We start from the raw sequence: 26,134 nt of genomic DNA, 5'->3' as shown, positions 1-26,134 counted from the left end.
TAAATTTTGTGCAAAGATACTTTTATTTAAAAGGTTGCAATAGATTTAAAATATTTTCTCTAATTCTTACAGGTTTGTAGCTTATAGCATCTAATAAAACCCAAATAGTTTTAGATTTTGCCAAAAGTGTTTCTCCTTTATAAAACTCAATGAATCGATCAGAAGTTACTCCTCTTGTATTACCTACATAAGTTTTAGCAATAATTTCATCACCCAAAAAAGCTTCACTCTTATAATCTATTTCGTGTCTACTCACTACCCAAATTGTATCTGTAATTGGTTCTTTTTTGGTTAAATGCTCCCAATGTTTAAAGGCAACATGATCCATCCATTTTACATAAACAGCATTGTTTACATGATTCAAATCATCTATATCTTCTGCTGTAATTTCGATTTTTACCTCGAAAAAATTATTCATAATTTTCATTTTCAGTAAACTTATAAAAATTTACTTAGGTATAGCTAATATTGATGATACTTTACCCATATAATAAACTTTTAGTAGGATATTTGCATTCAAGTATGGCACAATTAGCAAACGAATTAGGTACAGAAAAAATTAGCAAATTATTGATAAAACAAGCAGTTCCTGCAACCATTGGAATTCTTGTAATGTCTTTAAACATGATTGTAGACACCATTTTTGTTGGGCAATGGATTGGTGTTTTAGCGATTGCTGCAATTACAGTGGTTTTACCAATTGCTTTTTTAATATCCTCTATAGGAATGGGTATTGGTATTGGAGGTAGCTCTATTATCTCCAGAGCATTAGGTGCAGAAAATTCTGAGAAAGCTTTTCTAACCTTTGGAAACCAAATCTGTTTAACCCTAATTTTGGCAATTATTTTTGTACTAATAGGTAACTTTTTTAGTGTGCCTATTCTAGATTTGTTTGGTGCAAAAGGTGATATTTTGCCAATTGCCTCAGACTATTTTGCTTTAGTAATCTACGGAGTTCCATTTTTAGCCTTTGCAATGATGGGTAACCCTGTAATAAGAGCAGAAGGTAAACCAAAATTTGCCATGTATGCTATGATGATTCCTGCAGTGCTCAATATTATTTTAGACATTATTTTTATAAAGTATTTTGATTGGGGAATGATAGGAGCTGGTTTGGCTACATCCATATCATTTGCTAGTTGTGGATTGTATATTTTGTACCTCTTCTTATCAAATAAAAGTGAGTTAAAAATAATTCCAAAAAACTTTAAACTAGATTTAAAAATAGTTAGAGAAATTGTAGGATTAGGTGGAGTTTCTGTTGTAAGACAAGGAGCCATTAGTATTTTAATGATTGTGCTTAATTATTCTTTATTTACTTATGGAGGAGAAATATCTATTTCAATTTTCGGAATTATTAACAGAGTAATGATGTTTGCTTTATCTCCAGTTCTTGGAGTTTCTCAAGGGTTCTTGCCTGTAGCAGGTTTTAATATTGGCGCAAATAGAAATGAACGTGTAAAAGAAACCATTAAAAAATCGATTTACTTTGGGTCTATTTTAGGTACAATTATATTTATTGGTATTGTTATTTTTAAAGAACAAATCATTTCGATTTTTACAGATGACACTACTCTATTAAGCGAAACTCCCAATGCAATGTTAATTGTCTTTTTAGTTACGCCAATTGTAACCATGCAATTAATAGGTTCTGCTTATTTTCAAGCAGCAGGTAAAGCAATTCCTGCATTAATACTAACCTTACTAAAACAGGGGATTTTCTTAATTCCATTAGCGTATTTCTTACCTAAATATTATGGTGTTGCTGGTGTTTGGTGGTCTTTTCCTATTGCAGATACGCTTTCTACTATTGTAACTGTTTTGGTTTTAAAAAGAGAGGTTGATCAAAACCTTAAATGATAGATTCACCATTTAAATTGGTAGTTAGAATATCACTAAACAAATTAAAGAAAGGTCTTAAAGCTAAAAAGCCTTCGTTTACATTTTGAGTGAAATTTTTATCTAAAACTTCTTTATCAGAGAACTTCTTCATAGCTATAAATCCTTTTTTTCTTAAAAGATCTACATCTTTATGCTCTTTATCAAAACCTCTAGGAGCCGTGTTTAATTCACTAAAACTATAAAAAGAATCTCCAAAATGCTTCTGGAACTCTTTATCACTTAAAATATCTCTAATCTCTGAGGAATCTTGCTCAATTTCTTTTCTTAATCTAAACAAATCTTCTTTACTAGGTTCCCAGAAACCACCAGCTAAAAAAGATTCTCCAGGCCTAATCTGTAAAAAATAACCACCTCTTAAAGATGCACCTAATCTAGAATATGAATTCGAAAAATGAACTTTATAAGGCGTTTTATCTTTCGAGAATCTTACATCTCTATAAATACGCATCATCTTAGATTTCTCAATTTCATCATGCGCTTCTAGTTTTTCTAATACTTCTGCAAAGACATCTTTGGCATTTAACCTTGCTTTTTCATAAGTTGCTTTATGATCTGCAAACCAATCTCTATTGTTGTTTTTACGTAAATATTTTAAGAATTGAAACGTAGATTTTTCTATTGTCATTTAATAAGCTTTAGAAATTTCAAGTTACAAAATAGAAATTGTAAATTCGAATTAGAAATGGATTTTAAAACAAAAGAAATACAAAAAAGATATGAGGGCTATTTAGCCACATCTAACTTATGGAATGAGTATGAAGTATTTGGTTTGCATCAATTTGAATTAGATTCTATATCACATAAAATTGATATTAATATTGATGACAAAATACGTTTAGGAAAATATATAGAACGCTTTGTATCTTATCATTTATCAACAATAAAAGAGGTTGGTATTTTAGCAGAAAACATACAAATTCAAAAAGATAAACGAACTCTTGGAGAACTAGATTGTTTATTGACTAGAAACGAAAAACCTGTTCATTTAGAAATTATTTACAAGTTTTATTTGTATGATGATAAAGTTGGCACAATTGAGATTGAACATTTTATTGGACCAAATAGAAAAGACGCCCTTATTGAGAAGTTAAATAAGCTGAAAGAGAAACAGTTACCTCTGCTCTGTTCTAATGATTGTAAACCTTATTTAGATGAATATGACATTGAAGTTGAGAAGGTAAAGCAAGAGGTCTTATTTAAGGCTCAGTTATTTTTACCTTATGCTAAGCAGCATATTCAGTTAACGAAATTGAATACTGATTGCGAACAAGGTTTTTATATTAATCGTAAAGAACTAGGGTATTTTAAAAAGTCTAAATTTTATATTCCCTCTAAAAAAGATTGGTTAATTAAACCTCAAGAGCAAGTCTCATGGATTACATATGCCAATTTTAGTGTCAAAATAAAAGAGTTCGAATTTAGAAAATTTTCACCCTTAGTTTGGATAAAATCAAAAAATGGTGAACTTTCTAAATGCTTTGTTGTTTGGTGGCCTTAAAAAAAGGAACTCAAAATTGAGTTCCTTTTTATTTTATATTGTGTAGTAATCTTAGTTGTTACCTACTTCTTTAACTCCAGAAGTTTTGTTCCAAATCTTGATTTCATCATCTATAGTAATTCCTTCTAAAACCTCTACATTAACACCATCAGAAGTACCTAACTTTAAAGTCTTTCTTTCAAAAGTACCCTCACCAGTTTTTACTTCTACATATGGCTCTTCAGTTTTATTATCGAACTTTAATAAAGCTTCTTTAATAGATAAAACACTGTCTTTTTTCTCTAATACAATATCTGCATTTGCACTATAACCAGCTCTAATAAAGTAGTTGTCATCTAAAGATACATCTGCTTTAATTTTAAACTGCACAGCACCTGCTTCTTCTGTTCCTTTAGGAGCAATAAAGTTTAATTTTGCTGGGAATTTTTTACCTTCTATAGCACCTATTGAAACTTCTATATCAGCACCGTTTTTAAGTTTTCCAACTTCAGACTCATCAACCTTACCTTCAAAAATCATTTTACTCATATCTGCAATAGAAGCAATTGTTGTACCTGCATTAAAGTTATTAGACTGTATTACTTGATCTCCTTCTTTAACAGGAATTTCTAAAATAGTTCCAGAAATTTGAGCGATAATGTTTGTGTTGGCTGAACCACCTGTGCCTGCAGAACCTCTTTTAATGATTAAATAATCATTCTGAGCATTTTTTAAATCTTGCTTTGCTTGATCGTAAGTTAACTCTACATTTTCAAATTCTTGACGAGAAATAACACCTTTATCAAATAGATTTTTGTTTCTATCATACTGAATTTTAGCATTATCTAATCTAATTTTAATATTGTTAACTCTACCTTTTGCACTTATTAATGATTGCTCATTAGGTACAACTCTTACAGTCGCAATTAAATCGCCCTTTTTAACCTTAGAGCCTTCTAGTAACATTATTTTATCTATTATACCTGTTATTTGTGGCTTAATTTCAATTTCCTCTAAAGGTGTTACTTTACCAGTAGCTACCGTTTTTTTAACTATTGTAGTTTTAAATGCAGATTCTGTTTCGTACTCAACAATACTCTTTTTATTCTTTTTTCCGAACCAAATTAAGGCTACTACAAATAATAATCCGATTACAATTAAAATAATTTTCGCTCTTTTACTCATGATTTTTAGTTGATTATTTATTCTTCTCTTAATGCTTCTATTGGTCTAACAAGCGTTGCCATATGTGCAGGTATAAGCCCTATTAAGGTTCCTAAAACAATTAGTGTTACGAATGCTATAATGATTATTGGAATATTTACAGTAGGATTTATTAATGCTGCATCATCTCCTTGCCCAAAAGTGGCATCGATTATAAACAAAATAAAACTTCCAAATATAATACCCAACATCCCTGCTACTGTTGTTAAGAAAACAGATTCTAATATAATTTGTTGACGTATACTTTTTGGAGTTGCTCCTAGAGCTCTTCGAATTCCAATTTCTTGTGTTCTTTCTTTTACAGTGATTAATAAAATATTACCAATTGCAAATACTCCTGCAATTAAGGTTGCAATACCAACAAACCATGTCATAAATTGCAAACCTGTTAAAAACCCTGTTACTTTGGCTATTTGAACACCTAAATTAAATGAACCAAAAGCTCTTTTATCTTCTGGATGAACATTATGTAAATTCTTTAAAGTTAAGATTACATCGCTTTCCATTTGCTCAATATCTATGCCTGGATTAGCTGTTATAACCATCCAATCAATATTATTAGCAGTATTATATACGCGTTTAAAGGTCGTGAAAGGTATGAACGCTGTATCTCCATCCAAGTCAATTCCATTCGAAGGTCCATATACACCTACAACTTTGTAATTGATACTATTAATTTTAATGTACTCTCCAATTGGTTTTTCTCCTTTATCAAACAATTGTTTGTACATATTTTCAGAAATCACAGTAACCTTAGCTGTTGATAGAATATCATTTTCGTTAATAAAACGACCTACAATAAGTTTTTTCTTTTGAATTTGATCTAAAATTGGGTAATCTCCACTTACTTGAAAATTACCTGATTTAAAATCATGTACGATTAAATTATTAGTTTGGTTTCTTGGAGCTAAAAACTTAATTTCTTCTTGATATTCTGATTTTAACGCCTCAATATCATTCATTTTAAGACGAAATCTACGTCCTTCTTGAAATCCTTTAAATGGTGTGTCTGTAGCTTGTGTCCAAACAAAGACACTATTTGTTGCAAAGTCTCCAAAAATTTTCTTGAAACCATTATCTACACCTCTAGCAGCTCCTAACAAAACAACTAAAAGAAAGATACCCCACAATACACCAATAATTGTAATTGCAGTTCGCACTCTATTCTTACGAATACTTCCATAAATTTCTTGCCAAGTATCTGAATCAAATAAAAATCTCATAGTTAATCTGCTCTTAATGCTACAATAGGTTTAATATTTGCCGCCTTTTTTGCAGGTATATAACTTGCAAGTAAACCCGATATAATTAATACCACAGTTGCTCCAATAACAATACCTGTGCTAACATTTGGGTCTTTAATAAAATAATCTTCCTCTAAACTATCTCCTATTAAACTTAAAATATAGGTGCCGAGAGATAATCCTAAATAACCTGCTAAAGTGGTTATCAAAACTGTTTCTTGTACTACAATACCAACTATAGATGAAGGTTTTGCTCCTAAAGCTTTACGTATTCCAAACTCTTTGGTACGTTCTTTAATAACAAAAATCATGATATTAGATATTCCTATAATACCAGCAACTAAAGTTCCTGAACCTACTAAAATTACAATAGCATATAATATTCCCATAAATTGTCCTACTCCCTTGTTTGCTTCAGCCATATTTTGGACTGACAGTGCACTTTGATCATCTGGATGAATATTCATTTTATTTCTTAAATCTCGTTCCATTTGATTTCCAAACGCAACAGCTTCGTCTAAATTCAATTTCGGGTTATACCCTAATGCAATTTGACTGATATAATCGTTATTCCCATAAATCATTTGAGCTGTAGTTAAAGGCATAAACGCCTTTCGCTCTTCATTATCACCACCTTCATCAGAAAATACACCTACAATTAAATACGAACTTCCATTTACATTTAAACGTTTACCTAAAGCTGGCTTTTGTCCAAATAAATCCTCTTTAACTAATCTACCAATTACAATTACCTTAGATTTATTTTTTAAATCTCTTTCGTTAATATATCTTCCCTCGTCAATGATTGTTTTTTCTAAAAACTGATGATCTGGGTTAACAGCCATTACACTGTAATTACCAGCCTCATTTTTATATTTTAGATTAAAGTTTTTGTAAATACGTGAAGATTTATATTGTATTTTGTTACCATAAGTATCATTTACATAATTATAATCTCCATTTCTAAGTTGTATAGTTCTTCCTGTTTGTAACCCTTTATAAGGTTTGGTAGTTTTCCAAACTCTTACAAACATTGCATTCTGTGCATCATCTGCAAATGCTTCTGTAAACGTATTACTTAAACCACTTACAATACCAAAAAGTAATGTAAATAATAAAATAGCGAATGCAACAGTAAAGCCAGACATTACTGAACGTAATCTGTTTTTGTTAATGCTTTGAAAAATTTCTCTCCAACGATCTATATCAAACATAATTTAGACTGCTTTAGAAGCTTTTGTAAATTCGTCACTAATAATTACACCATCTTTTAAACGAACAATTCTTTTGGTTTGTTCTGCAACTTCTTCTTCGTGAGTAATCACGAAAACCGTCATTCCTTCATTATTAATGTCTTTTAATAAATCCATTACAGAATCTGTTGTTGTAGAATCTAAAGCTCCTGTTGGCTCATCTGCTAAAACAACTTTCGGTTTTGTAACCAAAGCTCTTGCAATTGCAACACGCTGTTTCTGACCTCCAGAAAGTTCATTAGGTAAATGATTAGCCCAATCTTTTAAGCCTACTTTTTCTAAATAATCTAAAGCTACTTGTAAACGTTCTTTTCTTCCCATTCCTTTATAATACAATGGTAATGCAACATTTTCTAAAGCTGTTTTGTAAGATATTAAATTAAACGACTGAAAGACAAAGCCTAAAAACTTATTTCTAAGTAATGCTGCTTTCTTCTCGTTCATATCTTTTATTAACTGCCCATTTAGATAATAATGACCTTCATCATGAATATCTAACAAACCAACTATATTCAATAAAGTTGATTTTCCTGAACCTGAAGACCCCATAATAGAAACAAATTCTCCTTCTTTAATGTGTAAATCAATACCTTTTAAAACGTGTAAAGAGTCTTTTCCAATTGGATAAGATTTATGTAGTTTTTCTATTTTTATCATGGGTTGATTAATTTTATACTAAAGTATTGAAAGCGATTAGAAACTCTCATTAATTTTTTGTTAAAAGCCTGTGCTATACTATTACAACCATAAGACGGATTAGATGTATGAATGTTACATAAAAATTAAAAAAGTTTTTATTTATTCAATAAATAAGTTAAAATTTATAAATTATTGGTTTGAAAAAAATCTTAAATTAGCAGTAAATCCAGAAAAAATGGACAACATTTCTAAAGACAAAAAAATAATTCTTTTTGATGGTATTTGTAACTTGTGTAATAATGCTGTATTAACAATTATTAAACATGACAAAAGGAATGTTTTTGTATTTGCAGCTTTAGATTCCGAGTCTGGAAAAAAAATCATAAAACATCTGGGTATTAATACCTCTAAAATAGATTCAATTATACTCTACGAACCAAACATTACGTATGAGCTAAAATCTTCTGCAGCATTACTTATAGCTAAAGAACTGGGCGGGTTTTGGTTGATTTCTATAGTTTTTTTGATTTTACCAAAATGGTTTAGAGATTTTGTCTATGATTTTATTGCCGAAAAAAGATACCAATGGTTTGGAAAAAAAGAGCAGTGTGATTTACCAAACTCCTCTTTCAAAGATAAATTTATTTAAAAAAATAGTATGAAGTAGTTATGGTCTTTCAGTATTTTTTTTAGAAATTGTGATTTGAAAAAAATAGTTCTTAAATGAAGCTTCTAGAGCCAATACATTGTGTGATTTTCGATATGGACGGAGTTATTATTGACTCTGAAGAAATTCATAAAAAAGCATACTATGAAACATTTAATTCAATTGGGGTTAACGTTTCTGACAAATTGTATAAAACTTTAACTGGCTCTTCTACTATAAACGCTTTTCAAAAATTGATACATCATTTTAAGTTAGATTTAAATCCAGAAGATTTGGTTTTAGATAAAAGAAAGAGATATGTAAATTTCTTTGAGAATGATCCTACTCTTCATCTAGTAAGTGGTGTGGAAGATTTAATAAAACATTTATACAATAATCAAATTACATTAGTATTAGCCTCATCTTCTGCAATGATTAATATTAATAGAGTTTTTACAAGGTTTAATCTTCATCAATATTTTAAGGGAAAAATTAGTGGAGCAGATTTAAAGGAGTCTAAACCTAATCCTGAAATTTTTGAAAAAGCAGCAATTTTAAGTGAAGTACCTAAAAAAAATTGCATCGTAATTGAAGATTCTGACAATGGCATAAGAGCTGCAAATGATGCTGGTATTTTTGTAGTAGGTTATCAAAATCCGATGACTGAAGACCAAACCTTAGAAAATGCAAATCTTATTACTGATAGTTTTTCAAGCTTAAAATCTGAGTTATTTTGATGGAAGATTTGATCCATCTTACCACTAATGATCCAGAAACAATTGCACTTTGAAAATATGAATAACCAAATCATAGGCAAGTATACATATTAATTCATAATATATTTTAAAATAAAAATCTTTAATTACCTTTTTTAAAAAAAGTTATTCTATCCTGCTAAAGAAATAGAAAACTTAGAAAATTATGAACACAGTAGTATATTAAAATTTAAAAAAGAATTATGGCCACAAGCTGCAGAATGGATATCTAACAATTCTTAAACGCTTACAATAGTTTAGCCATTGCAGTTTTAATTATTTCTATATTTCTTAAATAGTTAGGCTTACTTTCTTTCTTTTGCTGATCAATCATTTTACGCATTAAATTAATCATCACTTTATCAAAATTAAAACCTGTGTATTGTTTACCTTTTACAACCATATCATCTACCAAATTCTGAATAGCCTCTATATTATTACTTACAGCAATTAGATCAAAAGCTTTTTGATATAAAGCCTTAGCTGTATCATCATTAGCTAAGAACATTCCAGAAACCACGCTTCTTGCAACAAAAGGCAATTCTGATTCGTCTTTAGCCTCAATAAAGATTCTAGTTAATGGTGTTGCCAAAATTTTACGAACTTCATCTGGTAATTCTTTAGATTTTTTAATGGCCAAAGACTTATCTATATAATACATAGATACTAAAGCTTTACCCAACACAGAATACGATTCGCTTTGTAAAGCTTTTTCGAAAATTGGCTTTAATTCTGGGTCTGTTAACTTCCCTAAAGTACTTAGAGCTTCTGCTTGTACTAATGTTTTATCGTCATTATTAGCCATTCTCATAATTTTACGAATAGCATCTTTTTTAGAAAATTTATTAATTAAATCTATCTGCTGTAAAGCTAATATTCTAATTTTATAAGCATCATCATCTAAGGCATTTACAATAGCATTAAATGCATTTTTATCATCTTGTTTAGAAGCTACTTGAAATAGTGCTTCTCTTCTATGAGCAAAATTATCTGCATTCTTCAATTGAAAAATATATTCGCTTAAAATCTTATTTTCATAAAGATTACAAACCAAAACGTTATCAGCATTTACTTGAATTAAATTAGGCTGCTTGTTATAAGAAAAGGTAAAAGATGCATCATTAGATGCTACAAATACGGTATGTCTTGTTTTTTTAGAACCTTCAAAAATATCAATAACAAAAGGAAACTTAAATGTTTGAGTTTGTATTTGTTTTATGTTTACTGTAACTGTTTTTCTTAACGTATTGTAATCATAAGAAATTTCAATATTAGGATGGTTGGCTCCAAAATACCACTGATTAAAAAACCAATTTAAATCTTGACCAGTAATTTTCTCAAATATTAAACGTAATTGGTGTACTTCTGCAGTATCATATTTATACGTTTCTAAATACATTTTTAATCCTTGAAAAAAAGCATCATCCCCTAAATAAGTTCTAAGCATGTGCAAAATTGCGCCACCTTTATTATAACTCACTAAATCGAACAATTCTTCTCTTTCATCATATGTAAAACGAACTAAATTTTTATCTTGATTTTGACCATTTTTATACGCTTCTACTTGTTCATAGTAATGCATTTCAGCGTCAGTTTTACCATATTTATGTGCTCTCCATAAATACTCTCCGTAATTAGCAAAAGACTCGTTTAACGTTAAGTTAGACCAGCTTTCTGAAGTTACTAAATTACCAAACCAATGATGAAAAATTTCATGGGCAATGTTGTTTTCTTGTAAATTATTATCGATTAATTGCCCAGGCTTCTGATAAGCTTGCTCATCATGAACCACTGCAGTTGTATTCTCCATAGCTCCTGAAACATAATCTTTAACTACAATTTGGCTGTATTTAGCCCAAGGATAATCTACACCTAACTTTTCTGAGAAGAACCCAATCATTTCTGGTGTTAATCCAAAAATATCTTTAGCATAAGGCGCATATTCTTTTTCTACATAATAATTTACCGGAATGTTTTTGTAATTATCTTCTATGATTGCAAATTCTCCAACCCCTATAAAAGCTAAATAAGGAGCATGTTTTTTATCTTGCTTCCAATAATCTGTCCTATTATTGCCTTTTTTAGTTTGATTTACCAAAGTTCCATTAGATAATGTTTGGTATTTATTAGGCACCGTAATAAATAGCTCTTGAGTCATCTTTTGATTTGGAGCATCTATTGTGGGGAACCAAGCAGAATTTGCTTGAGTTTCACCTTGTGTCCAAATTTGAATAGATTTATTCTTTTGTTTACCATCAGCATTTATAAAATACAAACCTTTTGCGTCTGTAATGGCTTTAACTCCTTCATCTTTTACTTTTTCCGGTCTTGCTGTATATTTTATATAAATGGTAAATTCTTCGTTTTTTGTATATGTTTTTGGCAATTCTATTTCTAAAACATACTCATTATAATCATAAGAAAGTACTTTGTTATTCAAAGAAACTTCATGAATAAGCATTGCATTTGCATCTAAAGCTATTGTATTAGTTGCGTAAAAATGGGGTTTAGCTGTTATCCATGCTTCACCATTCATAGTTTTATCATCAAAATTAAAATCTACGTTTAATTTTGTGTGAATTAGATTGTGCTTTTTTTCTTTTTCTGCTCTATACGTTGTTGTTTGTGCTACAATTGACGCACTAAAAAGAAAGAGGTTTAAAAGAAATATATTGCAAAACTTCATAAAATATTTTCTTTGAGCTTCAAAAATAGTAAATCTCTTTGTAGAAGCTGTTAATGCTCAGTTAAATTAATTATACAAAAAAGAAGAGAGTCAAAATTTTAAAATTTTGACTCTCTTACTTTCTAAAGTTTGAGAAAAAACTAAATTAATTCGCGTTAAAAATGTTACCTAAACTTCCAAGGCTATTTTGATCCATTTCTACATTACTCAACATTTTTATAACTTTAGAAGGATCCATATCATCACCTAATAAACGAATAACCCCTACTCCATTTTGGTCTCCATAACCAAAAGCTACTATTTCATCTATAGCTTCTGTTTTACCAGAATAAAAAACAGATACATTCATACCTTTTAATTTCATGGCCATTAAACTCTTGTAGTCTTGATTATCTTTAAAGATTTCTTTTAACTTGGCTTTCTCAGTTTCGTATGAGATTTCATTTGCTGCTGTTTTAGGTAAAAAAACAACGTTAATTTTTTTAATGCTTTGCATAGTTTCTTTTACATCTTCAGATACATCTGCTTTTGGAGATAATACTGAACTTACAGGAATATCTCCTGTATAGAAACCTTCTTTACCACTAGTATCTACTAAATAGTTCTGTAAAGATTTATCATTTTTACAAGAACTTATTAGTAATACAACAAATAGAAAAGAAAATACTGTGGTTAATTTTTTCATTTGAATATTTTATAATTAAAAGTTGGGCTTTTACACCCAACATATTTTAAAGTTTTTACTTGTTTTCTTTTACAATCTTATCTGTGAATTCAGACATTTTATTAGTGTCTATATTACCGGTTAAAGACATCACCATTGCTTCAGACATTCCTTTTGTTTTTTTGTCTATTCCTTTAACAAACATCAATACTTCACTTACATAGTCTTTATTTGAAGTTGCTTTTACATAAATTTTAACACGTGAGTCGTCTTGTTTAATTCTCATTAACTCAGTAAGCTTTGATTTTTTTATTGACATATTTACAAGTTTCTCCATTTTAGCTGCAATTGCTAAATCGTCTGTAGAAAACATTTTAAATTCATTTAAATCGTTAATCATTTCAAAAGCTTGCAATACTTCATTATCATCAGACTTTGCATCTTTAGGTTGAAACTTCTTTAATAATTGAAATGCATCTTTGGTAACTACAACCATATCTACGCCATCCATTTCTTCAAAACTATCAAAGATAGATTGTGCACTCGTTAACATTGGTGCTAGTATAAATACTATTAATACTACTATTTTTTTCATAATCTCTGTGTTTACATGGTTTTACTATTAATTTACTTGGTTTTATTTTAATGCTTTATTTACTACACTTTCGTGTTTATACAATTGTGCCACTGCTTGTTCGCCTTTTTTAAGATTTGTAGAAAGCAACTGCAAACCTTTACTTACTTGTGCATAAATTTTTACTGCCCTATATCTATCATATTCTTGTTTACCAAAATATACACTAAATAAAAGCATTAAAGATGCTGCAAAAGACAACCAGTTAAAGTTCAACTTTTTAGACTTCTTAGACACTAAGTTTATAGTTCTTTTATAGGTATCTTCTTTTGTATTAGAAAAGTGTTCGAACATACAGGCATACTCTTGCAAATGTGGAGCTACATTACCTTCTGTAAAATAGTTTCTTAAGGCTACTTCTTCTTGCAAAGTAGTTTCTGCATTATCGTACTTTTCTAATAATTTTTCTATGTTAGCTAACTCCATAGTTGTGTTTTTTTGTTAATTCTTCTCTTATTGTTTTTCTTGCTCTAGATAATGCTACTCTTACTGCTGTTGGTTTCATATTTACCATTTTACAGATTTCATCAAAATCGTACTGTTCAACATCTCTAAGTTGAATAATAATCTTTTGGTTTTCTGGCAATTTCTCTATCAATTGATGCACTTGGTTTACACTGTCTTGATATTCTAATTTCTTATCTAAAGAAGTTTCTTTCTCTTTATAATTACTATGTACTAATGTTAAATTACTTGCTTGTTTACTTTTTAAACGATCATAACAATAATTCTTAGTCATGGTCATTGCAAAAGCTTCTACATTCTTATAATTCCCAATTTTACTTTTGTTTTTCCATAATTTAAAAATAAGTTCTTGGGTAGCATCTTCTGCTTCTTCTCTAGATACTAACAAACGTTTTGCTAGTCTAAAAACCTTATCTTTAAACGGTAAAACAACTGCTAAAAAGTCAGATTGGTTCATTATTAGTATCTTTTATTCCAATATTTAACTTTAAAGTATATTGGGTTTACATAATTAAGACGATTATCAATTTATTTTGTTACAAACTTCATAAAAAAAAGACGAAAAAGATTTAAATTGCGTTTTCTCTTTAAAGATAATAAAAGAGATCGTTTAACAACTACATACCTGTTAGCAAAATAGTAAGTTATGAAATCAAAGTTTAAAATCATTTTAATTCTACAGATATTTTTACTAGCTACTTGCGAAAAAACGCCACTAGAAGATACATTAGAAGTAAACACACAAGACGATATTAATTATTTTATTTGGAAAGGATTAAACGTTTTCTATTACTGGCAAGAAAATGTTGCAGATTTAGATGATAATCGTTTTGGAAATTTTAACGATTTATACAGCTATTTTAGAGGTTTTTCTGAACCTGAGTCTGTTTTCGAAAATTTATTAAATAGACCCGAAGATAGATTCTCTATTATTGTAGATGACTATTTGGCTTTAGAAAAATCTTTTCAAGGTTTAAATTTAAGTAATGGATTAGAATTTGGTTTGGTAAGGAATAATACCAATAATAGTAACGTATTTGGTTATGTACGCTATGTTATTCCAAATTCAGATGCAGACTTAAAAAATATGAAAAGAGGCCAAATTTTTACAACTGTAAATGGCCAACAATTAACAGATACTAATTTTAATACTCTTCTTTTTGGAAGTACTACTTACACTTTGGGTCTTGCAGATTACAATAATGGAAACCCCATTGAGAATGGTAATTTAATTACTTTACAAAAAACTGAATTACAAGAAAATCCAATTGCAATTCATAAAACATTTGAAGAAAATAATCAAAAAATTGGTTATTTAATGTACAACCAATTTGCTAGTAATTTTGATGGTGAACTAAATGCTGTTTTTTCTGAATTTAAAGCACAAAATATAACTGACTTAATTTTAGATTTACGTTATAATCCTGGAGGGTCTACAAGATCAGCTACATATTTAGGTAGTATGATTACAGGACAATTTAAAGATGAAGTGTATTCTAAAGAAGTTTGGAATTCAAAAATAATTAATGCAAATCCACCTGAACTTTTTATAAATAATTTTACAGACCTAATTAAAACAACAGATCAAAATGGAGTTACTACTTCAAAGGAGGCAATTAATAGTTTAGAGTTAGAAAGAGTATTTATCATTACATCAGGCTCCACTGCATCTGCTTCCGAACTTGTAATCAATGCATTAAGCACTCACATTGATGTACGATTAGTAGGTGCAACAACTGTTGGAAAACAGGTTGGCTCTTTAACGTTATATGATTCAGATAATTTAAGAAAAAGTGGAACAAATTTTAACAGTAACCATACTTATGCTTTACAACCATTAGTTTTGGAAATTAGAAATAAAGACAATGAAAATTATCCTAATGGAATTAGTCCTGGAATAGATCTTTTAGGAATAAATTTAAGAGAAAATTTAGGGAATTTAGGTGTTTTAGGGGAACCTTCAGAACCTCTTTTAGAAAGAACGCTAACTTATATTATAACAGGCGCTAAAGGAAAATTAAATTCTGAAAAAATCATAAAGTTTGAAGAAATTTACAATTCAAAATTAGCATCACCAGCAAGTAACAATATGATCTCTGAAAATTCTATTATTAAAATAAACTAAACTTATTTTTTTAAGTTTTTAACTCCGTCTTCTATTTCTTTATCTGTAAGAACATCAGGTCTAAACTCACTCATAAACTCATCTTGTTTAGTTTTCGCAAATGCATAACCAGAAGACCACCATTTGCGCATTAATTTTTGATCAAAAACTAAAGAATTTGTAGTTAAAATTGTAGGTGTATAATACAAATTTAGTTTTACATCTTTACTATTAGCTGCCAATTTACCAATAGTTATATTATGTCTTTCTACGTGTGTAAGCATAAAATCAAAAACATCAAATAATAGTGAAAACGGATTTTTTGCAGGTAACCTATTAAACTGGTTAACTTCGGTTTCTAAAATAATTGCATCAATCTCAGTTGCACCTCTTAAAATAGCTTCTCTTATTGGTATTAAAGAACCAAAACCACCATCTGCATATTGTTGGTTATTTTTTTCCAGAATGCTCATAAAAGGAGCATAATTACAAGAACTCCAAATCCAATCTAAAAAATCTTCATAAGAACATTCATTGCTAGACTTATACTCAATTTGGTTTGCTGTAATGTTAGATACTGTAACTACTATCTCTTTATTTTTTGCTTTAATTTCATTGAACATCTCTCTAGTAACGTGTTTTCTTATCAACTTTCGTAAGTTTTTACTCTCACCAAATGTCTTTCTTCCATTTAAAAAGTTAAGCAATACATTAAAATGATTAATACTTATTACTTTTTCTCCAGCAACTCTTTTTATTTTAAATGGATTGTTACTAAAAATTGTTTTTTGATTTACATTGGTATACAAATCTTTTAACTCGTCTAACATGTCTAAAGCTAAATGAGAAACCATTAAGCTTCCTGTTGATGTTCCTAAAAATAAATCATAATTCCTATTCTCTTCGTTCATTAAATATTGAGCAACTCCCCCTGCAAATGCTCCTTTGCTTCCTCCTCCAGAAATAACTAATGCTTTTTTCATGAACTCTAAATGATTTGTTTATTTTAGTTGTATAAAAATATCAAAAATGAAAGAAGTAGCACTAATTATATTCACATTTATTTGTTTATCTGGCTGCAAACAAAAATACAAACCAAGAGTATTGACAGAGGTTGAAATTGAGGAGTTTAGTGTTATAAATTCAAGTATCAGAGCAATTCATGCAAAAGACAGTCTAAAAGTTTTTTATGCTGGTTCTAGAGGAAATGTTGGATTTAAAACCTATAATAATAATGATTTAGAACTTCAAAGTATTGTATATTCAGATACCTTATTGCCACATTTTAGAGGTGTTGCATTTAATGGTGAAAATTATTTTGTGTTATCTATTGGTAATCCAGCTCTAATGTATAAAATATACAGCGATAAATTTAGCTTAGTTTATAAAGAAGAACATGAAAATGTTTTTTATGATGCAATTACTTTTTTTGAGGATAACATACATGGTATTGCTGTTGGCGATGCTACAGAAAATTGTGCATCTATTTTAACTACAAAAAACGGAGGTGAAACCTGGCAAAAAACACCATGTTCTCAATTACCAATTTTAGAGGAGGGTGAAGCTTTTTTTGCGGCAAGTAACACCAATATAAAAACTTTAGGTAGTACAGTATGGATTGCTTCAGGCGGAAAAAAAGCAAGAATATTCAAATCTAGTGACTATGGAAATTCATGGCAAGTGTACAATACGCCAATAATACATGGTAATGGTCCCCAAGGAATTTATTCAATTGATTTTTATGATGATAAAAGTGGAATCATTATTGGTGGTAATTACGCTGAACCAAAAGGTAACAAAGCAAATAAAGCAATTACTAAAGATGGAGGAGAAAGTTGGCAATTAGTTTCTAATGAAAGAAATCCAAATTATAAAAGTGCTGTACAGTATGTTCCTGATACTGATGGGAAAGAGATTTTTGCAGTTGGTAAAACTGGAATATCTTTTTCTAATAACGGAGGAAAAAGTTGGGTTAATGTTTCTAGCAAAGGTTTTTATGCAATAACATTTACAGATAAAAATACAGCTTGGTTAAGTGGTGCTAATAAAATTGGAAAAATGGCATTAAAATAAGTCTTTTTGAAAGTCAGTTTACAAAACAATTACTTTTAAATAGAAAATAAAGATATTAAATGATAGAGATAGAAAATATAACAAAACGTTTTATAAAATATATTACAATAGATACTGAATCTGATCCAAACAACCCTAAGTTTCCAAGTACGAAAAAACAATGGAATTTGGCTAGAGTTTTAAAAGATGAATTATTAAAAATTGGATTATCAGATGTTTATTTAGATGACAATTGCTACCTTATGGCAACACTACCAAGTAATTTAGCTTATAAAACACCAACAATTGGTTTTATTTCTCATTTAGATACTAGCCCAGATTTTACTGGTGCAAATGTAAAACCACAAATTATAAGAAATTACGACGGAAAGGATATTGTTTTAAATAAAGAAAAAAACATCATTCTATCTCCTAGCTATTTTAATGATTTATTACAATACAAAGGGCAAACTATAATTACAACAGACGGAACTACACTTTTAGGTGCTGATGACAAAGCAGGAATTACAGAAATTGTCTCAGCCATGGAGTATTTAATAAAAAATCCGCATATAAAACATGGTAAAATTAGAATCTGTTTTACACCAGACGAGGAAGTAGGTAAAGGAGCACATTTATTTGATGTAGATAAATTTGGTGCAGATTGGGCTTATACAATGGATGGAAGTCAAATTGGAGAATTAGAATACGAGAACTTTAATGCTGCAAGTGCAAAAATTTATTTTCAAGGAAAAATTGTTCATCCAGGGTATGCAAAAAACAAAATGATAAACTCCCTTTTGATTGCTAATGAATTTATTACTAGTTTACCTAGTAAAGAAGTTCCTGAACAAACAGAAAATTATGAAGGTTTTTTTCACCTGCATGATGTAAAAGGAAATGTAGAAAAAACTACTTTAGAGTATATTATAAGAGACCATGACTATGATCGATTTGAAAAAAGAAAGAAATTAATTGAAAAAATAGTACAATCTATCAATGAAAAATACCATCATAATTGCGTGACTGTCGAACTCAAAGATCAATATTACAATATGAAGAAAAAAATAACCCCTGTTAAGCATATTGTAACACTAGTAGAAGAAGTTATGAGAGAAATTGGTATAAAACCGTTAATTAAACCAATTAGAGGAGGTACGGATGGTTCTCAACTTTCTTATAAAGGTTTGCCATGTCCAAATATTTTTGCTGGAGGACATAACTTTCATGGTCCATTTGAATATATACCTGCTGAATCTATGTGTAAAGCTGTTGAAGTAATTGTTGGAGTTGCTAATAAAAATGCATTAAATTATTTAAAAAAGTAATTTTCAAAAAATTTCTTCTAAATATTAGAAGTAAAAACTAAGATAATTCAGGTTTTTTACCTTTTACATTTACAAAATAGTCTCTAAAAAATTTAAAATCGCTCTCTTTGTTATCTGTTGTATAATAAGGGAGTGATAATTTTACTTTTTTATTTTCAAAATCTAAAATTGCCATTACTATAGGAACATTCGCTCCCTTAGCAATATAATAAAATCCCGTTTTCCATTCTTTAACTTTTTGCCTTGTACCCTCAGGAGACAAGCCTAATTTAAATTCCTCTCTATCATTAAACATAGTAATAATAGCTGAAACCATGTCATTATTTTTATCTCTATTTACTGGCGTTCCTCCTAAAGCTCTAAAAACAAAACCAAAAGGCCCTTTAAACAATGAAGCTTTTCCTATAAAATGAATCATAGCACCAGTACATAATCTAGTTAAGATAGCAATCGGAAAATCTAACCAACTAGTGTGCGGTGCTGCAATAACGACGTATTTTTTAAGGTCTTTTGGAAAAGAGCCTTGTATTTGCCAACCTAAGACAGTAAAGAATATAAATTTTGAAAATCTTTTCATTCTATTTTAAAAGTGTTAAATTTAAGAACTAAAATTGATAGAATGATAGAATTAATAACATACTTTTTAATTGCACTGATTTTTAGCCTTATAGGGCTATATGTTGGTAAATTACTAGCAAATATTAATTTTGAAAAAGAAAAGACAAGTTTAGAAAAAGAAAAATCAACTTTTGAAGAACGCATTATTTTATTACAACAAGCCAAAGAAATAAATGAGATTAATACAAAAGAAAGTCAAAAACAAATAAAGGAATATCAGTTACAAAAAGAAAGCTTACTTCAAAAAAACAGTACGCAAGACTCAGAAATTAAATATTTACAAAAAACACTAGTCGAACATAAAAATGAAGTAGAAAATTTACAAAAGAAATTCACCAACGATTTTGAAGTCTTGGCAAACAAAATTTTAGAAGAAAAATCAATAAAATTCACAGATCAGAATAAAGAAAATATTAAAAACATTTTAGAACCTTTAGAAAAAAAAATCCAAACCTTTGAAAAAAAAGTTACAGATAGTGACGAAAAAAGAGCTGGCTTTCAGTCTGCATTAAAAACACAACTAGAGCATTTAAAGGAACTGAATGCACAGATGAGTAAAGACACTATTAATCTTACTAAAGCTCTAAAAGGAGACTCTAAAATGCAAGGAAATTGGGGCGAATTAGTTTTAGAACGTGTCTTAGAAAAATCAGGCTTAGAAAAAGACAGAGAATATTTTATTCAACAAAGTTTTACAACAGATGAAGGTAAAAGGTTATTGCCAGATGTTGTAATACAGTTACCAGATAACAAAAAAATGATTGTAGATTCAAAAGTTTCATTAATTGCCTATGAAAGATACATAAATGAGGAAGAAGATTCCTTAAAAAACCAATATCTAAAAGAGCACTTAAACTCATTAAAAAGACATATAGAGCAACTATCTGACAAGAAATATGAAGACCTTTATCAAATAGAATCTCCAGATTTTGTGTTACTCTTTATTCCTATTGAACCTGCATTTGCAGTAGCTTTAAATGCAGATAATCATTTATACAATAAAGCTTTTGAAAAAAACATTGTTATTGTTACACCTTCTACACTATTAGCTACTTTAAGAACTATAGACTCAATGTGGAATAATGAAAAGCAACAAAAGAACGCGATAGAAATTGCTAGGCAAGCAGGAGCACTTTACGACAAATTTCAAGGTCTGTTAGCAGATTTAGTTGGAATTGGAAAAAGAATAGATGATAGTAAAAAAGAGTATTCAAATGCCATGAATAAGCTTTTTGATGGTAGAGGAAACCTTATTACAAGTGTAGAGAAATTAAAGAAAATGGGTGCAAAAGCTAAGAAGTCTATACCAGAAAATATCATAAATAGAGCACAATTAGAAGAATAAAAAAAACATTTAAGTGTGCGTAAGTAGTTATTAAATTTTTATTTACAAAACATTTAAATGAAATAAAAAAGCACCAAGATTAACTTGGTGCTTTTTTTATAAATAACAATAAATCTAATTACATTACAAATAATCTTCTAGATCCCATCATTTCTGCAACACGTTCTCCTATTTCGTGAAGTGCTTCGTCATTAGCTGCATTTTGTATGGCTTCGTCTATAAAATCAACAACAGCAATCATATCTTTTGTTTTTAAGCCACGTGTTGTAATTGCTGGAGTTCCAACTCGAATACCAGAAGTTACAAAAGGGCTTTTATCATCAAAAGGAACCATATTTTTATTAACAGTAATGTCTGCTTTACCTAAAGCAATTTCTGCATCTTTTCCAGAAATATTTTTATTCCTTAAATCAATAAGCATACAGTGATTATCTGTACCTCCAGAAATTAAATTGTAACCTTTAGCAACAAATGCCTTAGCCATAGCTGCAGCATTTTCCTTTACTTGAATTTGATATTCTAAAAATTCGTCTGTTAAAGCCTCACCAAAGGCAATAGCTTTAGCTGCAATAACATGTTCTAACGGTCCTCCTTGATTTCCAGGAAAAACAGCTGAATTAAGTAACGTAGAAATCATTTTAGGTTTTCCACTTTTTAAGGTCTCTCCGAATGGATTTTCAAAATCTTTACCTACCATTATAATTCCTCCCCTAGGACCTCTTAATGTTTTGTGTGTAGTAGAAGTTACTACATGACAATGAGGTATAGGATCGTTTAAAATACCTTTAGCAATCATCCCTGCAGGATGTGAAATATCTGCCATTAAAAGTGCACCAACAGAATCTGCAATTTTTCTAAAGCGTTTAAAATCAATATCTCTAGAATATGCAGAGGCACCAGCAATAATTAGATTTGGTAATTCAGCTGTAGCTATTTCTTGAATTTTATCATAATCTAACACACCAGTTTCTTTTTCTACACCATAAAAAGAGGGTTTATATAATTTACCAGAAAAATTTACTGGGGAACCGTGGGTTAAATGCCCTCCATGAGATAAGTCGAAACCTAAAATTTTATCTCCTGGCTTTAAAAGAGCAGCAAACACTGCTGTATTTGCCTGAGAACCTGAATGAGGTTGAACGTTAACATATTGAGCTCCGAATAATTCCTTAGCTCTATCTATAGCAATTTGCTCTATAATATCTACGATTTCACAACCTCCATAATATCTTTTTCCAGGATAGCCTTCAGCATATTTATTGGTTAAAATAGACCCCTGTGCTTGCATCACTTGGTCACTTACAAAATTTTCTGAAGCTATTAATTCTAAACCATTTAATTGTCTTTCCTTTTCTTCTTGAATAAGGTCAAAAATTTGATTATCTATTTGCATTTTGCTATATTTTATATATTAACAAAAATAATTAAAAATGCTATCTTAAAAAAAGGTTTCCTTCCATGTTTTTAACAAGTTATCAATAATTATGATAAATGTATTAATGTCCTCATAAAATTTTATTTTTTAAGATTTTTTTGTTTAAAAATGATAAAAAAATATGTAGGTTTGAATAAATTGAAAATTAGATAAAATGATTATAACTGCAAATAATCCAAAAAGAAAATCTTGGTTAAAAGTTGATGAAAATTCAGATTTTCCAATACAAAATATTCCTTTTGGTGTATTCATAACTAGAGATGATATTATTACAATTGGGAGTAGAATTGGAAACTTTGCAATCGATTTAGGTGCATTTCATCAATTGGGTTACTTTGAAGGTATTCCATTAACCGATGATATGTTCTTACAAGATAACTTAAATGATTTTATTGCGGATGGAAGAAAAACATGGCGCCTTGTAAGAAATAGAATAGCAGATGTTTTTGACGTTACTAACGGTTCTTTAAGAGACAATGCAATACATAAAGATAAAATTATCTTTAGAATGGATGAGGTAGAAATGTTATTACCGGTTTCAGTTGGCGATTATACTGATTTTTATGCTAGTAAAGAGCACGCAACAAATGTGGGTTCTTTGTTTAGAGATCCAGAAAATGCTTTGTTACCTAACTGGTTACATATACCTATTGGTTATCATGGACGTAGTTCATCTATTATACCATCTGGAACACCAATTAGAAGACCTCATGGACAGACAAAACCTGCAGAAGGAACAAATACACCAGGATTTGGTCCTTCTAAATTAGTAGATTTTGAATTAGAAATGGCTTTTATTACAACAGATGCTAATGTTTTAGGAGATAGAATTCCTATTGAAGAAGCAGAAGAATATATATTTGGTTTGGTACAATTTAATGATTGGTCTGCAAGAGATATACAAGCTTGGGAATATGTTCCTTTAGGGCCTTTCTTAGGTAAAAACTTTGCTTCAACAATATCACCTTGGATTGTTACTTTAGATGCCTTAGAGCCTTTTAGAACAGACAACCCAAAACAAGTTCAAGAACCTTTACCTTACCTAAAGCAAGAGGAAAAAGGAAGCTATGATATTCATTTACAAGTTGGTATTCAACCAGAAAAAGGTGAAGAAACTGTAGTTGCAAATTCTAACTTTAAATATATGTATTGGACAATGGCTCAGCAGTTAGCGCATCATACAGTAAATGGTTGCCCTGTTGAAGCAGGAGATATGATGGGTTCTGGAACTATTTCTGGACCTACTAAAGATAGTTTCGGTTCTATGTTAGAATTGACTTGGAAAGGTCAAAATCCTATCATTTTAAAGGATGGTTCTACTCGTAAATTTATAAACGACAATGATACTGTAATAATGAGAGCTCATTGTAAAAACGATAAAGTAAGAATTGGTTTTGGTGAGTGTATAGGTAAAATATTACCTGCAAAATAACAACAAATTTTGGGCATAAAAAAAGCTTCACAAATTGTGAAGCTTTTTTTTATGTTGTTAAAAAATTACGATTTCCAAAAAGTTCTTTTCTTATTCAGCTCCTCTTCTGTTTTTAAATATTTTTCTGATTCTTCTGGAGAAAGCACTTTTAAAAATGAAGGATGTTGCTCTATTGCATACTCAATCTTTGTAACAATATCAGCAATTTCTTCATTATCGTAATCAATTTTTAACGGCTCTTTAATCACCATAGATTGTAAAACGTTCTTCCTTTTAATGCTTAATCCTTTTTTATCAAAGGATCTTCTAAAACCATCTATAACAATTGGTACTACAACAGGTTTAAAAGTCTTTATTATATGTGCTGTTCCTCTTCTAATTGGTTTAAATGGCGTTGTAGTTCCTTGAGGAAATGTAATAACCCAACCATCTTCGATGGCTTTACCAATATTAGAAATATCTGAGTTTTTTACTTGTCTTTTAACATCTTTACCCCCACTTCTCCATGTTCTATCAATAGAGACAGAACCTGCATATGCAAAAAGTTTTGGTAAAATTCCGGATTTCATAGTTTCACCAGCAGCTACAAAATAAATATTTAATTTTGGATGCCAGATATACCCTATATTTTTTATAGAATCTTCTCTACCACTTAAAGAGGCATTGAATACATGAAACATGGCAGCTACATCAGCAAAATAAGTTTGATGATTAGAAATAAAGAGCACGTTCTTTTCTGGCAAGTTTCTCAATATTTCTGAACCTTCTATCTGCAAATTATTAAATTTTCGGTACCTCCCATGAGAAATGATACCAAAAATTCGAATAATCATTTTTTTAAAAAATAAAAGATGACCAAAGGGATTTCTTTTAAGTATTGGCATTAAAAAATAATTTATAAGTTGGTAAATTTACAAAACAATTCTTTAATTAACCGCCTTTAATAAATCTTTAATTTCTGAAAGCATCATACCTGTAGCTCCCCAAATAATCTTATTTCGAATAGAAAAAGCAGGAACTTTTGTCGCTTTCATATAAGAAGTATTCTTAGTTACAGAAATAATGTTATCATCAGAAAGTAACTCTTTTAATGTAATTTCAATAATTTCAGTTACCTCATGGTTAGTTTTAAAGGTTGGAATATGAAGTGTAAATGCAATAAAGGGTGTTGCTAAAAAATTACTAGGCGGAATGTAAACTGTGGTTATTTCTCTTATAATTTCAACAGAATTTTGTAGAACTCCTACTTCCTCAAACGTCTCTCTTAAAGCTGTTTGAGCTAAACTTTTGTCATTCTTCTCAACTTTACCTCCTGGAAAACTTATTTGAGATGAATGCGTTCCTTTGTAACTAGCTCTCTGTGTTAATAAAATAGAAGTTTCGTTATTTTTATTAGGATAAAATAATGCTAAAACAGCTGCTATTTTTGGATTATTTGCATTTATTTTTTGCTTATCATATTTTAATCTAAGTTTTGGTGCAAGTTTAAACTTTGCTTCTAAACCACCCAATTCTATTTTTTTTAATTCAGTTATTTGATTTGTAAATTTTTTAAAATCCATTATGATTAATTACTTTTAACAAATATGCTATTATGAATAAAATTAATTTTGGCAAGAACTTTGAACATAACAAGGTATGAACAAAAAATATAAAAAATTAATTTTAAGTATTCTATTTGATGCAATAGGTATGGGTACTATACTCCCTTTCGATTTAATATGGGCACCAATATCTGGCTATTTAATGACTAGAATGTACAAAGGAAATTTAGGTAAAGCTGCTGGTATCATTAGTTTCTTGGAAGAAATCATTCCGTTTTCTGATAGTATACCAACATTTACTATTATTTGGTTTTACAAATACGTAATTAAGAAAGAAAACAAAAACAAAGAAACTGAGATTATAGATATTTAATCTTCTTTCTTAAAAAGAAAATCTAAACCTAGTCTTGATAAAAACTTTTTCTCAAAAGCCCAAAAGAATTTAAATTGTCCAAATACCCAACCCACTATTGGAAGTGTAAGCTGATAAACTGGAAAAATTAATAAAATTCGTAAAGGCCAATATAAATAAGCAGAAATTGTTTCTGGACTTAGGCCTAATAAATTTGTGATAGGTTTTGCAACCCAAGCTGCAAATGAACCATTAATGGCAAATACAACTAAAATAGCAAGGATGGCCCAATTACTCTCTAAACCCCATCTATCTTTTAATTTTTTGAACATAAT

At 29.5% G+C, this 26,134-nt stretch carries 27 protein-coding genes; 10 read left to right on the top strand and 17 right to left on the bottom strand.

Going from position 1 to position 26,134, the window contains the following annotated elements; translation table 11 throughout:
- Positions 1-22: 22 nt before the first annotated feature.
- Entirely contained in the window at positions 23-418 is a 396-nt protein-coding gene (locus tag Q0L44_RS06780) for a thioesterase family protein (RefSeq protein ID WP_296636991.1), read from the bottom strand.
- Between the two features lie 104 nt (positions 419-522).
- On the opposite strand from Q0L44_RS06780, the gene Q0L44_RS06775 reads away from it, so the two are divergent.
- Positions 523-1,860, top strand: coding sequence for an MATE family efflux transporter (locus tag Q0L44_RS06775; protein WP_296636989.1), 1,338 nt, complete (start codon positions 523-525; stop codon positions 1,858-1,860).
- Here Q0L44_RS06775 and Q0L44_RS06770 read toward each other — a convergent pair.
- Positions 1,853-2,527 (bottom strand): DUF2461 domain-containing protein, encoded by a 675-nt coding sequence (locus Q0L44_RS06770; protein ID WP_296636987.1) that lies wholly within the window; start codon positions 2,525-2,527, stop codon positions 1,853-1,855. The genes Q0L44_RS06775 and Q0L44_RS06770 overlap by 8 nt on opposite strands.
- Before the next feature lie 57 nt (positions 2,528-2,584).
- Between Q0L44_RS06770 and Q0L44_RS06765 the strand changes: the two genes are divergently transcribed.
- Complete coding sequence (locus Q0L44_RS06765; protein WP_296636986.1) at positions 2,585-3,400, top strand: DUF1853 family protein; 816 nt, start codon at positions 2,585-2,587, stop codon at positions 3,398-3,400.
- 51 nt (positions 3,401-3,451) lie between these two features.
- Here Q0L44_RS06765 and Q0L44_RS06760 read toward each other — a convergent pair whose 3' ends face one another.
- From Q0L44_RS06760 to Q0L44_RS06745, 4 genes are read right to left on the bottom strand one after another with little or no spacing between them, the layout of a single operon-like run.
- A complete protein-coding gene (locus tag Q0L44_RS06760) occupies positions 3,452-4,564 on the bottom strand; it encodes an efflux RND transporter periplasmic adaptor subunit (RefSeq protein ID WP_296636985.1) in 1,113 nt (370 codons plus the stop codon).
- Positions 4,565-4,581: 17 nt separating this feature from the next.
- On the bottom strand, positions 4,582-5,826 hold the full coding sequence (locus tag Q0L44_RS06755) for an ABC transporter permease (protein ID WP_296636983.1): 1,245 nt from the start codon (positions 5,824-5,826) through the stop codon (positions 4,582-4,584).
- 2 nt (positions 5,827-5,828) lie between these two features.
- Positions 5,829-7,061: an ABC transporter permease gene (locus Q0L44_RS06750; RefSeq protein ID WP_296636981.1), complete on the bottom strand. Its 1,233-nt coding sequence runs from the start codon at positions 7,059-7,061 to the stop codon at positions 5,829-5,831.
- A gap of 3 nt (positions 7,062-7,064) precedes the next feature.
- The gene (locus Q0L44_RS06745; protein ID WP_296636978.1) at positions 7,065-7,757 is read right to left on the bottom strand and encodes an ABC transporter ATP-binding protein; all 693 of its coding nucleotides are present in this window, start codon (positions 7,755-7,757) and stop codon (positions 7,065-7,067) included.
- Positions 7,758-7,974: 217 nt separating this feature from the next.
- Here Q0L44_RS06745 and Q0L44_RS06740 point away from each other — a divergent pair, with 217 nt between their 5' ends.
- The gene (locus Q0L44_RS06740) at positions 7,975-8,388 is read left to right on the top strand and encodes a DCC1-like thiol-disulfide oxidoreductase family protein (protein ID WP_296636976.1); all 414 of its coding nucleotides are present in this window, start codon (positions 7,975-7,977) and stop codon (positions 8,386-8,388) included.
- A 74-nt stretch (positions 8,389-8,462) separates the two neighbouring features.
- Positions 8,463-9,122 (top strand): HAD family phosphatase, encoded by a 660-nt coding sequence (locus Q0L44_RS06735; protein ID WP_296636973.1) that lies wholly within the window; start codon positions 8,463-8,465, stop codon positions 9,120-9,122.
- Positions 9,123-9,387: 265 nt separating this feature from the next.
- Here the strand turns inward: Q0L44_RS06735 and Q0L44_RS06730 are convergent, their stop codons facing one another.
- From Q0L44_RS06730 to Q0L44_RS06710, 5 genes are all read right to left on the bottom strand, one after another.
- On the bottom strand, positions 9,388-11,826 hold the full coding sequence (locus Q0L44_RS06730) for a M1 family metallopeptidase (RefSeq protein WP_296636970.1): 2,439 nt from the start codon (positions 11,824-11,826) through the stop codon (positions 9,388-9,390).
- 145 nt (positions 11,827-11,971) lie between these two features.
- The gene (locus tag Q0L44_RS06725; RefSeq protein WP_296636967.1) at positions 11,972-12,511 is read right to left on the bottom strand and encodes a DUF4252 domain-containing protein; all 540 of its coding nucleotides are present in this window, start codon (positions 12,509-12,511) and stop codon (positions 11,972-11,974) included.
- A gap of 55 nt (positions 12,512-12,566) precedes the next feature.
- Complete coding sequence (locus tag Q0L44_RS06720; protein ID WP_296636964.1) at positions 12,567-13,085, bottom strand: DUF4252 domain-containing protein; 519 nt, start codon at positions 13,083-13,085, stop codon at positions 12,567-12,569.
- Positions 13,086-13,127: 42 nt separating this feature from the next.
- Positions 13,128-13,550, bottom strand: a complete 423-nt coding sequence (locus tag Q0L44_RS06715; RefSeq protein ID WP_296636961.1) for a hypothetical protein — start codon at positions 13,548-13,550, stop codon at positions 13,128-13,130.
- Complete coding sequence (locus Q0L44_RS06710) at positions 13,537-14,046, bottom strand: RNA polymerase sigma factor (RefSeq protein WP_296636960.1); 510 nt, start codon at positions 14,044-14,046, stop codon at positions 13,537-13,539. The genes Q0L44_RS06715 and Q0L44_RS06710 overlap by 14 nt, the downstream gene beginning before the upstream one ends.
- A 189-nt stretch (positions 14,047-14,235) precedes the next feature.
- Here Q0L44_RS06710 and Q0L44_RS06705 point away from each other — a divergent pair, with 189 nt between their 5' ends.
- Positions 14,236-15,714, top strand: coding sequence for a S41 family peptidase (locus Q0L44_RS06705; RefSeq protein WP_296636958.1), 1,479 nt, complete (start codon positions 14,236-14,238; stop codon positions 15,712-15,714).
- 2 nt (positions 15,715-15,716) lie between these two features.
- Here the strand turns inward: Q0L44_RS06705 and Q0L44_RS06700 are convergent, their stop codons facing one another.
- Positions 15,717-16,676, bottom strand: coding sequence for a patatin-like phospholipase family protein (locus tag Q0L44_RS06700; RefSeq protein ID WP_296636955.1), 960 nt, complete (start codon positions 16,674-16,676; stop codon positions 15,717-15,719).
- Positions 16,677-16,722: 46 nt separating this feature from the next.
- On the opposite strand from Q0L44_RS06700, the gene Q0L44_RS06695 reads away from it, so the two are divergent.
- Positions 16,723-17,766 (top strand): oxidoreductase, encoded by a 1,044-nt coding sequence (locus Q0L44_RS06695; protein WP_296636953.1) that lies wholly within the window; start codon positions 16,723-16,725, stop codon positions 17,764-17,766.
- 59 nt (positions 17,767-17,825) lie between these two features.
- Positions 17,826-19,073, top strand: a complete 1,248-nt coding sequence (pepT, locus tag Q0L44_RS06690; RefSeq protein WP_296636949.1) for a peptidase T — start codon at positions 17,826-17,828, stop codon at positions 19,071-19,073.
- 37 nt (positions 19,074-19,110) lie between these two features.
- Here the strand turns inward: pepT and Q0L44_RS06685 are convergent, their stop codons facing one another.
- The gene (locus Q0L44_RS06685) at positions 19,111-19,650 is read right to left on the bottom strand and encodes a 1-acyl-sn-glycerol-3-phosphate acyltransferase (protein ID WP_296636946.1); all 540 of its coding nucleotides are present in this window, start codon (positions 19,648-19,650) and stop codon (positions 19,111-19,113) included.
- A gap of 42 nt (positions 19,651-19,692) precedes the next feature.
- On the opposite strand from Q0L44_RS06685, the gene rmuC reads away from it, so the two are divergent.
- A complete protein-coding gene (rmuC, locus tag Q0L44_RS06680) occupies positions 19,693-21,036 on the top strand; it encodes a DNA recombination protein RmuC (RefSeq protein ID WP_296636944.1) in 1,344 nt (447 codons plus the stop codon).
- 118 nt (positions 21,037-21,154) lie between these two features.
- On the opposite strand, the gene glyA is transcribed toward rmuC, so the two are convergent.
- On the bottom strand, positions 21,155-22,429 hold the full coding sequence (gene glyA / locus Q0L44_RS06675) for a serine hydroxymethyltransferase (RefSeq protein WP_296636942.1): 1,275 nt from the start codon (positions 22,427-22,429) through the stop codon (positions 21,155-21,157).
- A 196-nt stretch (positions 22,430-22,625) separates the two neighbouring features.
- Between glyA and fahA the strand changes: the two genes are divergently transcribed.
- A complete protein-coding gene (gene fahA, locus Q0L44_RS06670; RefSeq protein WP_296636940.1) occupies positions 22,626-23,903 on the top strand; it encodes a fumarylacetoacetase in 1,278 nt (425 codons plus the stop codon).
- A gap of 65 nt (positions 23,904-23,968) precedes the next feature.
- Here the strand turns inward: fahA and Q0L44_RS06665 are convergent, their stop codons facing one another.
- Together Q0L44_RS06665 and Q0L44_RS06660 are read right to left on the bottom strand one after the other, a co-directional pair.
- Positions 23,969-24,787 (bottom strand): lysophospholipid acyltransferase family protein, encoded by an 819-nt coding sequence (locus Q0L44_RS06665; protein ID WP_296636937.1) that lies wholly within the window; start codon positions 24,785-24,787, stop codon positions 23,969-23,971.
- Positions 24,788-24,829: 42 nt separating this feature from the next.
- A complete protein-coding gene (locus Q0L44_RS06660) occupies positions 24,830-25,465 on the bottom strand; it encodes a CoA pyrophosphatase (protein WP_296636935.1) in 636 nt (211 codons plus the stop codon).
- Between the two features lie 76 nt (positions 25,466-25,541).
- On the opposite strand from Q0L44_RS06660, the gene Q0L44_RS06655 reads away from it, so the two are divergent.
- Positions 25,542-25,820, top strand: coding sequence for a hypothetical protein (locus Q0L44_RS06655; RefSeq protein ID WP_296636933.1), 279 nt, complete (start codon positions 25,542-25,544; stop codon positions 25,818-25,820).
- Here Q0L44_RS06655 and Q0L44_RS06650 read toward each other — a convergent pair.
- Entirely contained in the window at positions 25,817-26,131 is a 315-nt protein-coding gene (locus tag Q0L44_RS06650; RefSeq protein ID WP_296636930.1) for a DUF6787 family protein, read from the bottom strand. The genes Q0L44_RS06655 and Q0L44_RS06650 overlap by 4 nt on opposite strands.
- Between the last annotated feature and the right edge of the window lie 3 nt (positions 26,132-26,134).

The sequence above is a fragment of the Polaribacter sp. genome, assembly GCF_024639685.1.
Classification (GTDB): Bacteria; Bacteroidota; Bacteroidia; order Flavobacteriales; family Flavobacteriaceae; genus Polaribacter.
Note: the sequence above shows the minus strand (reverse complement) of the source record. Positions and strands in the feature narration are given on the sequence as shown.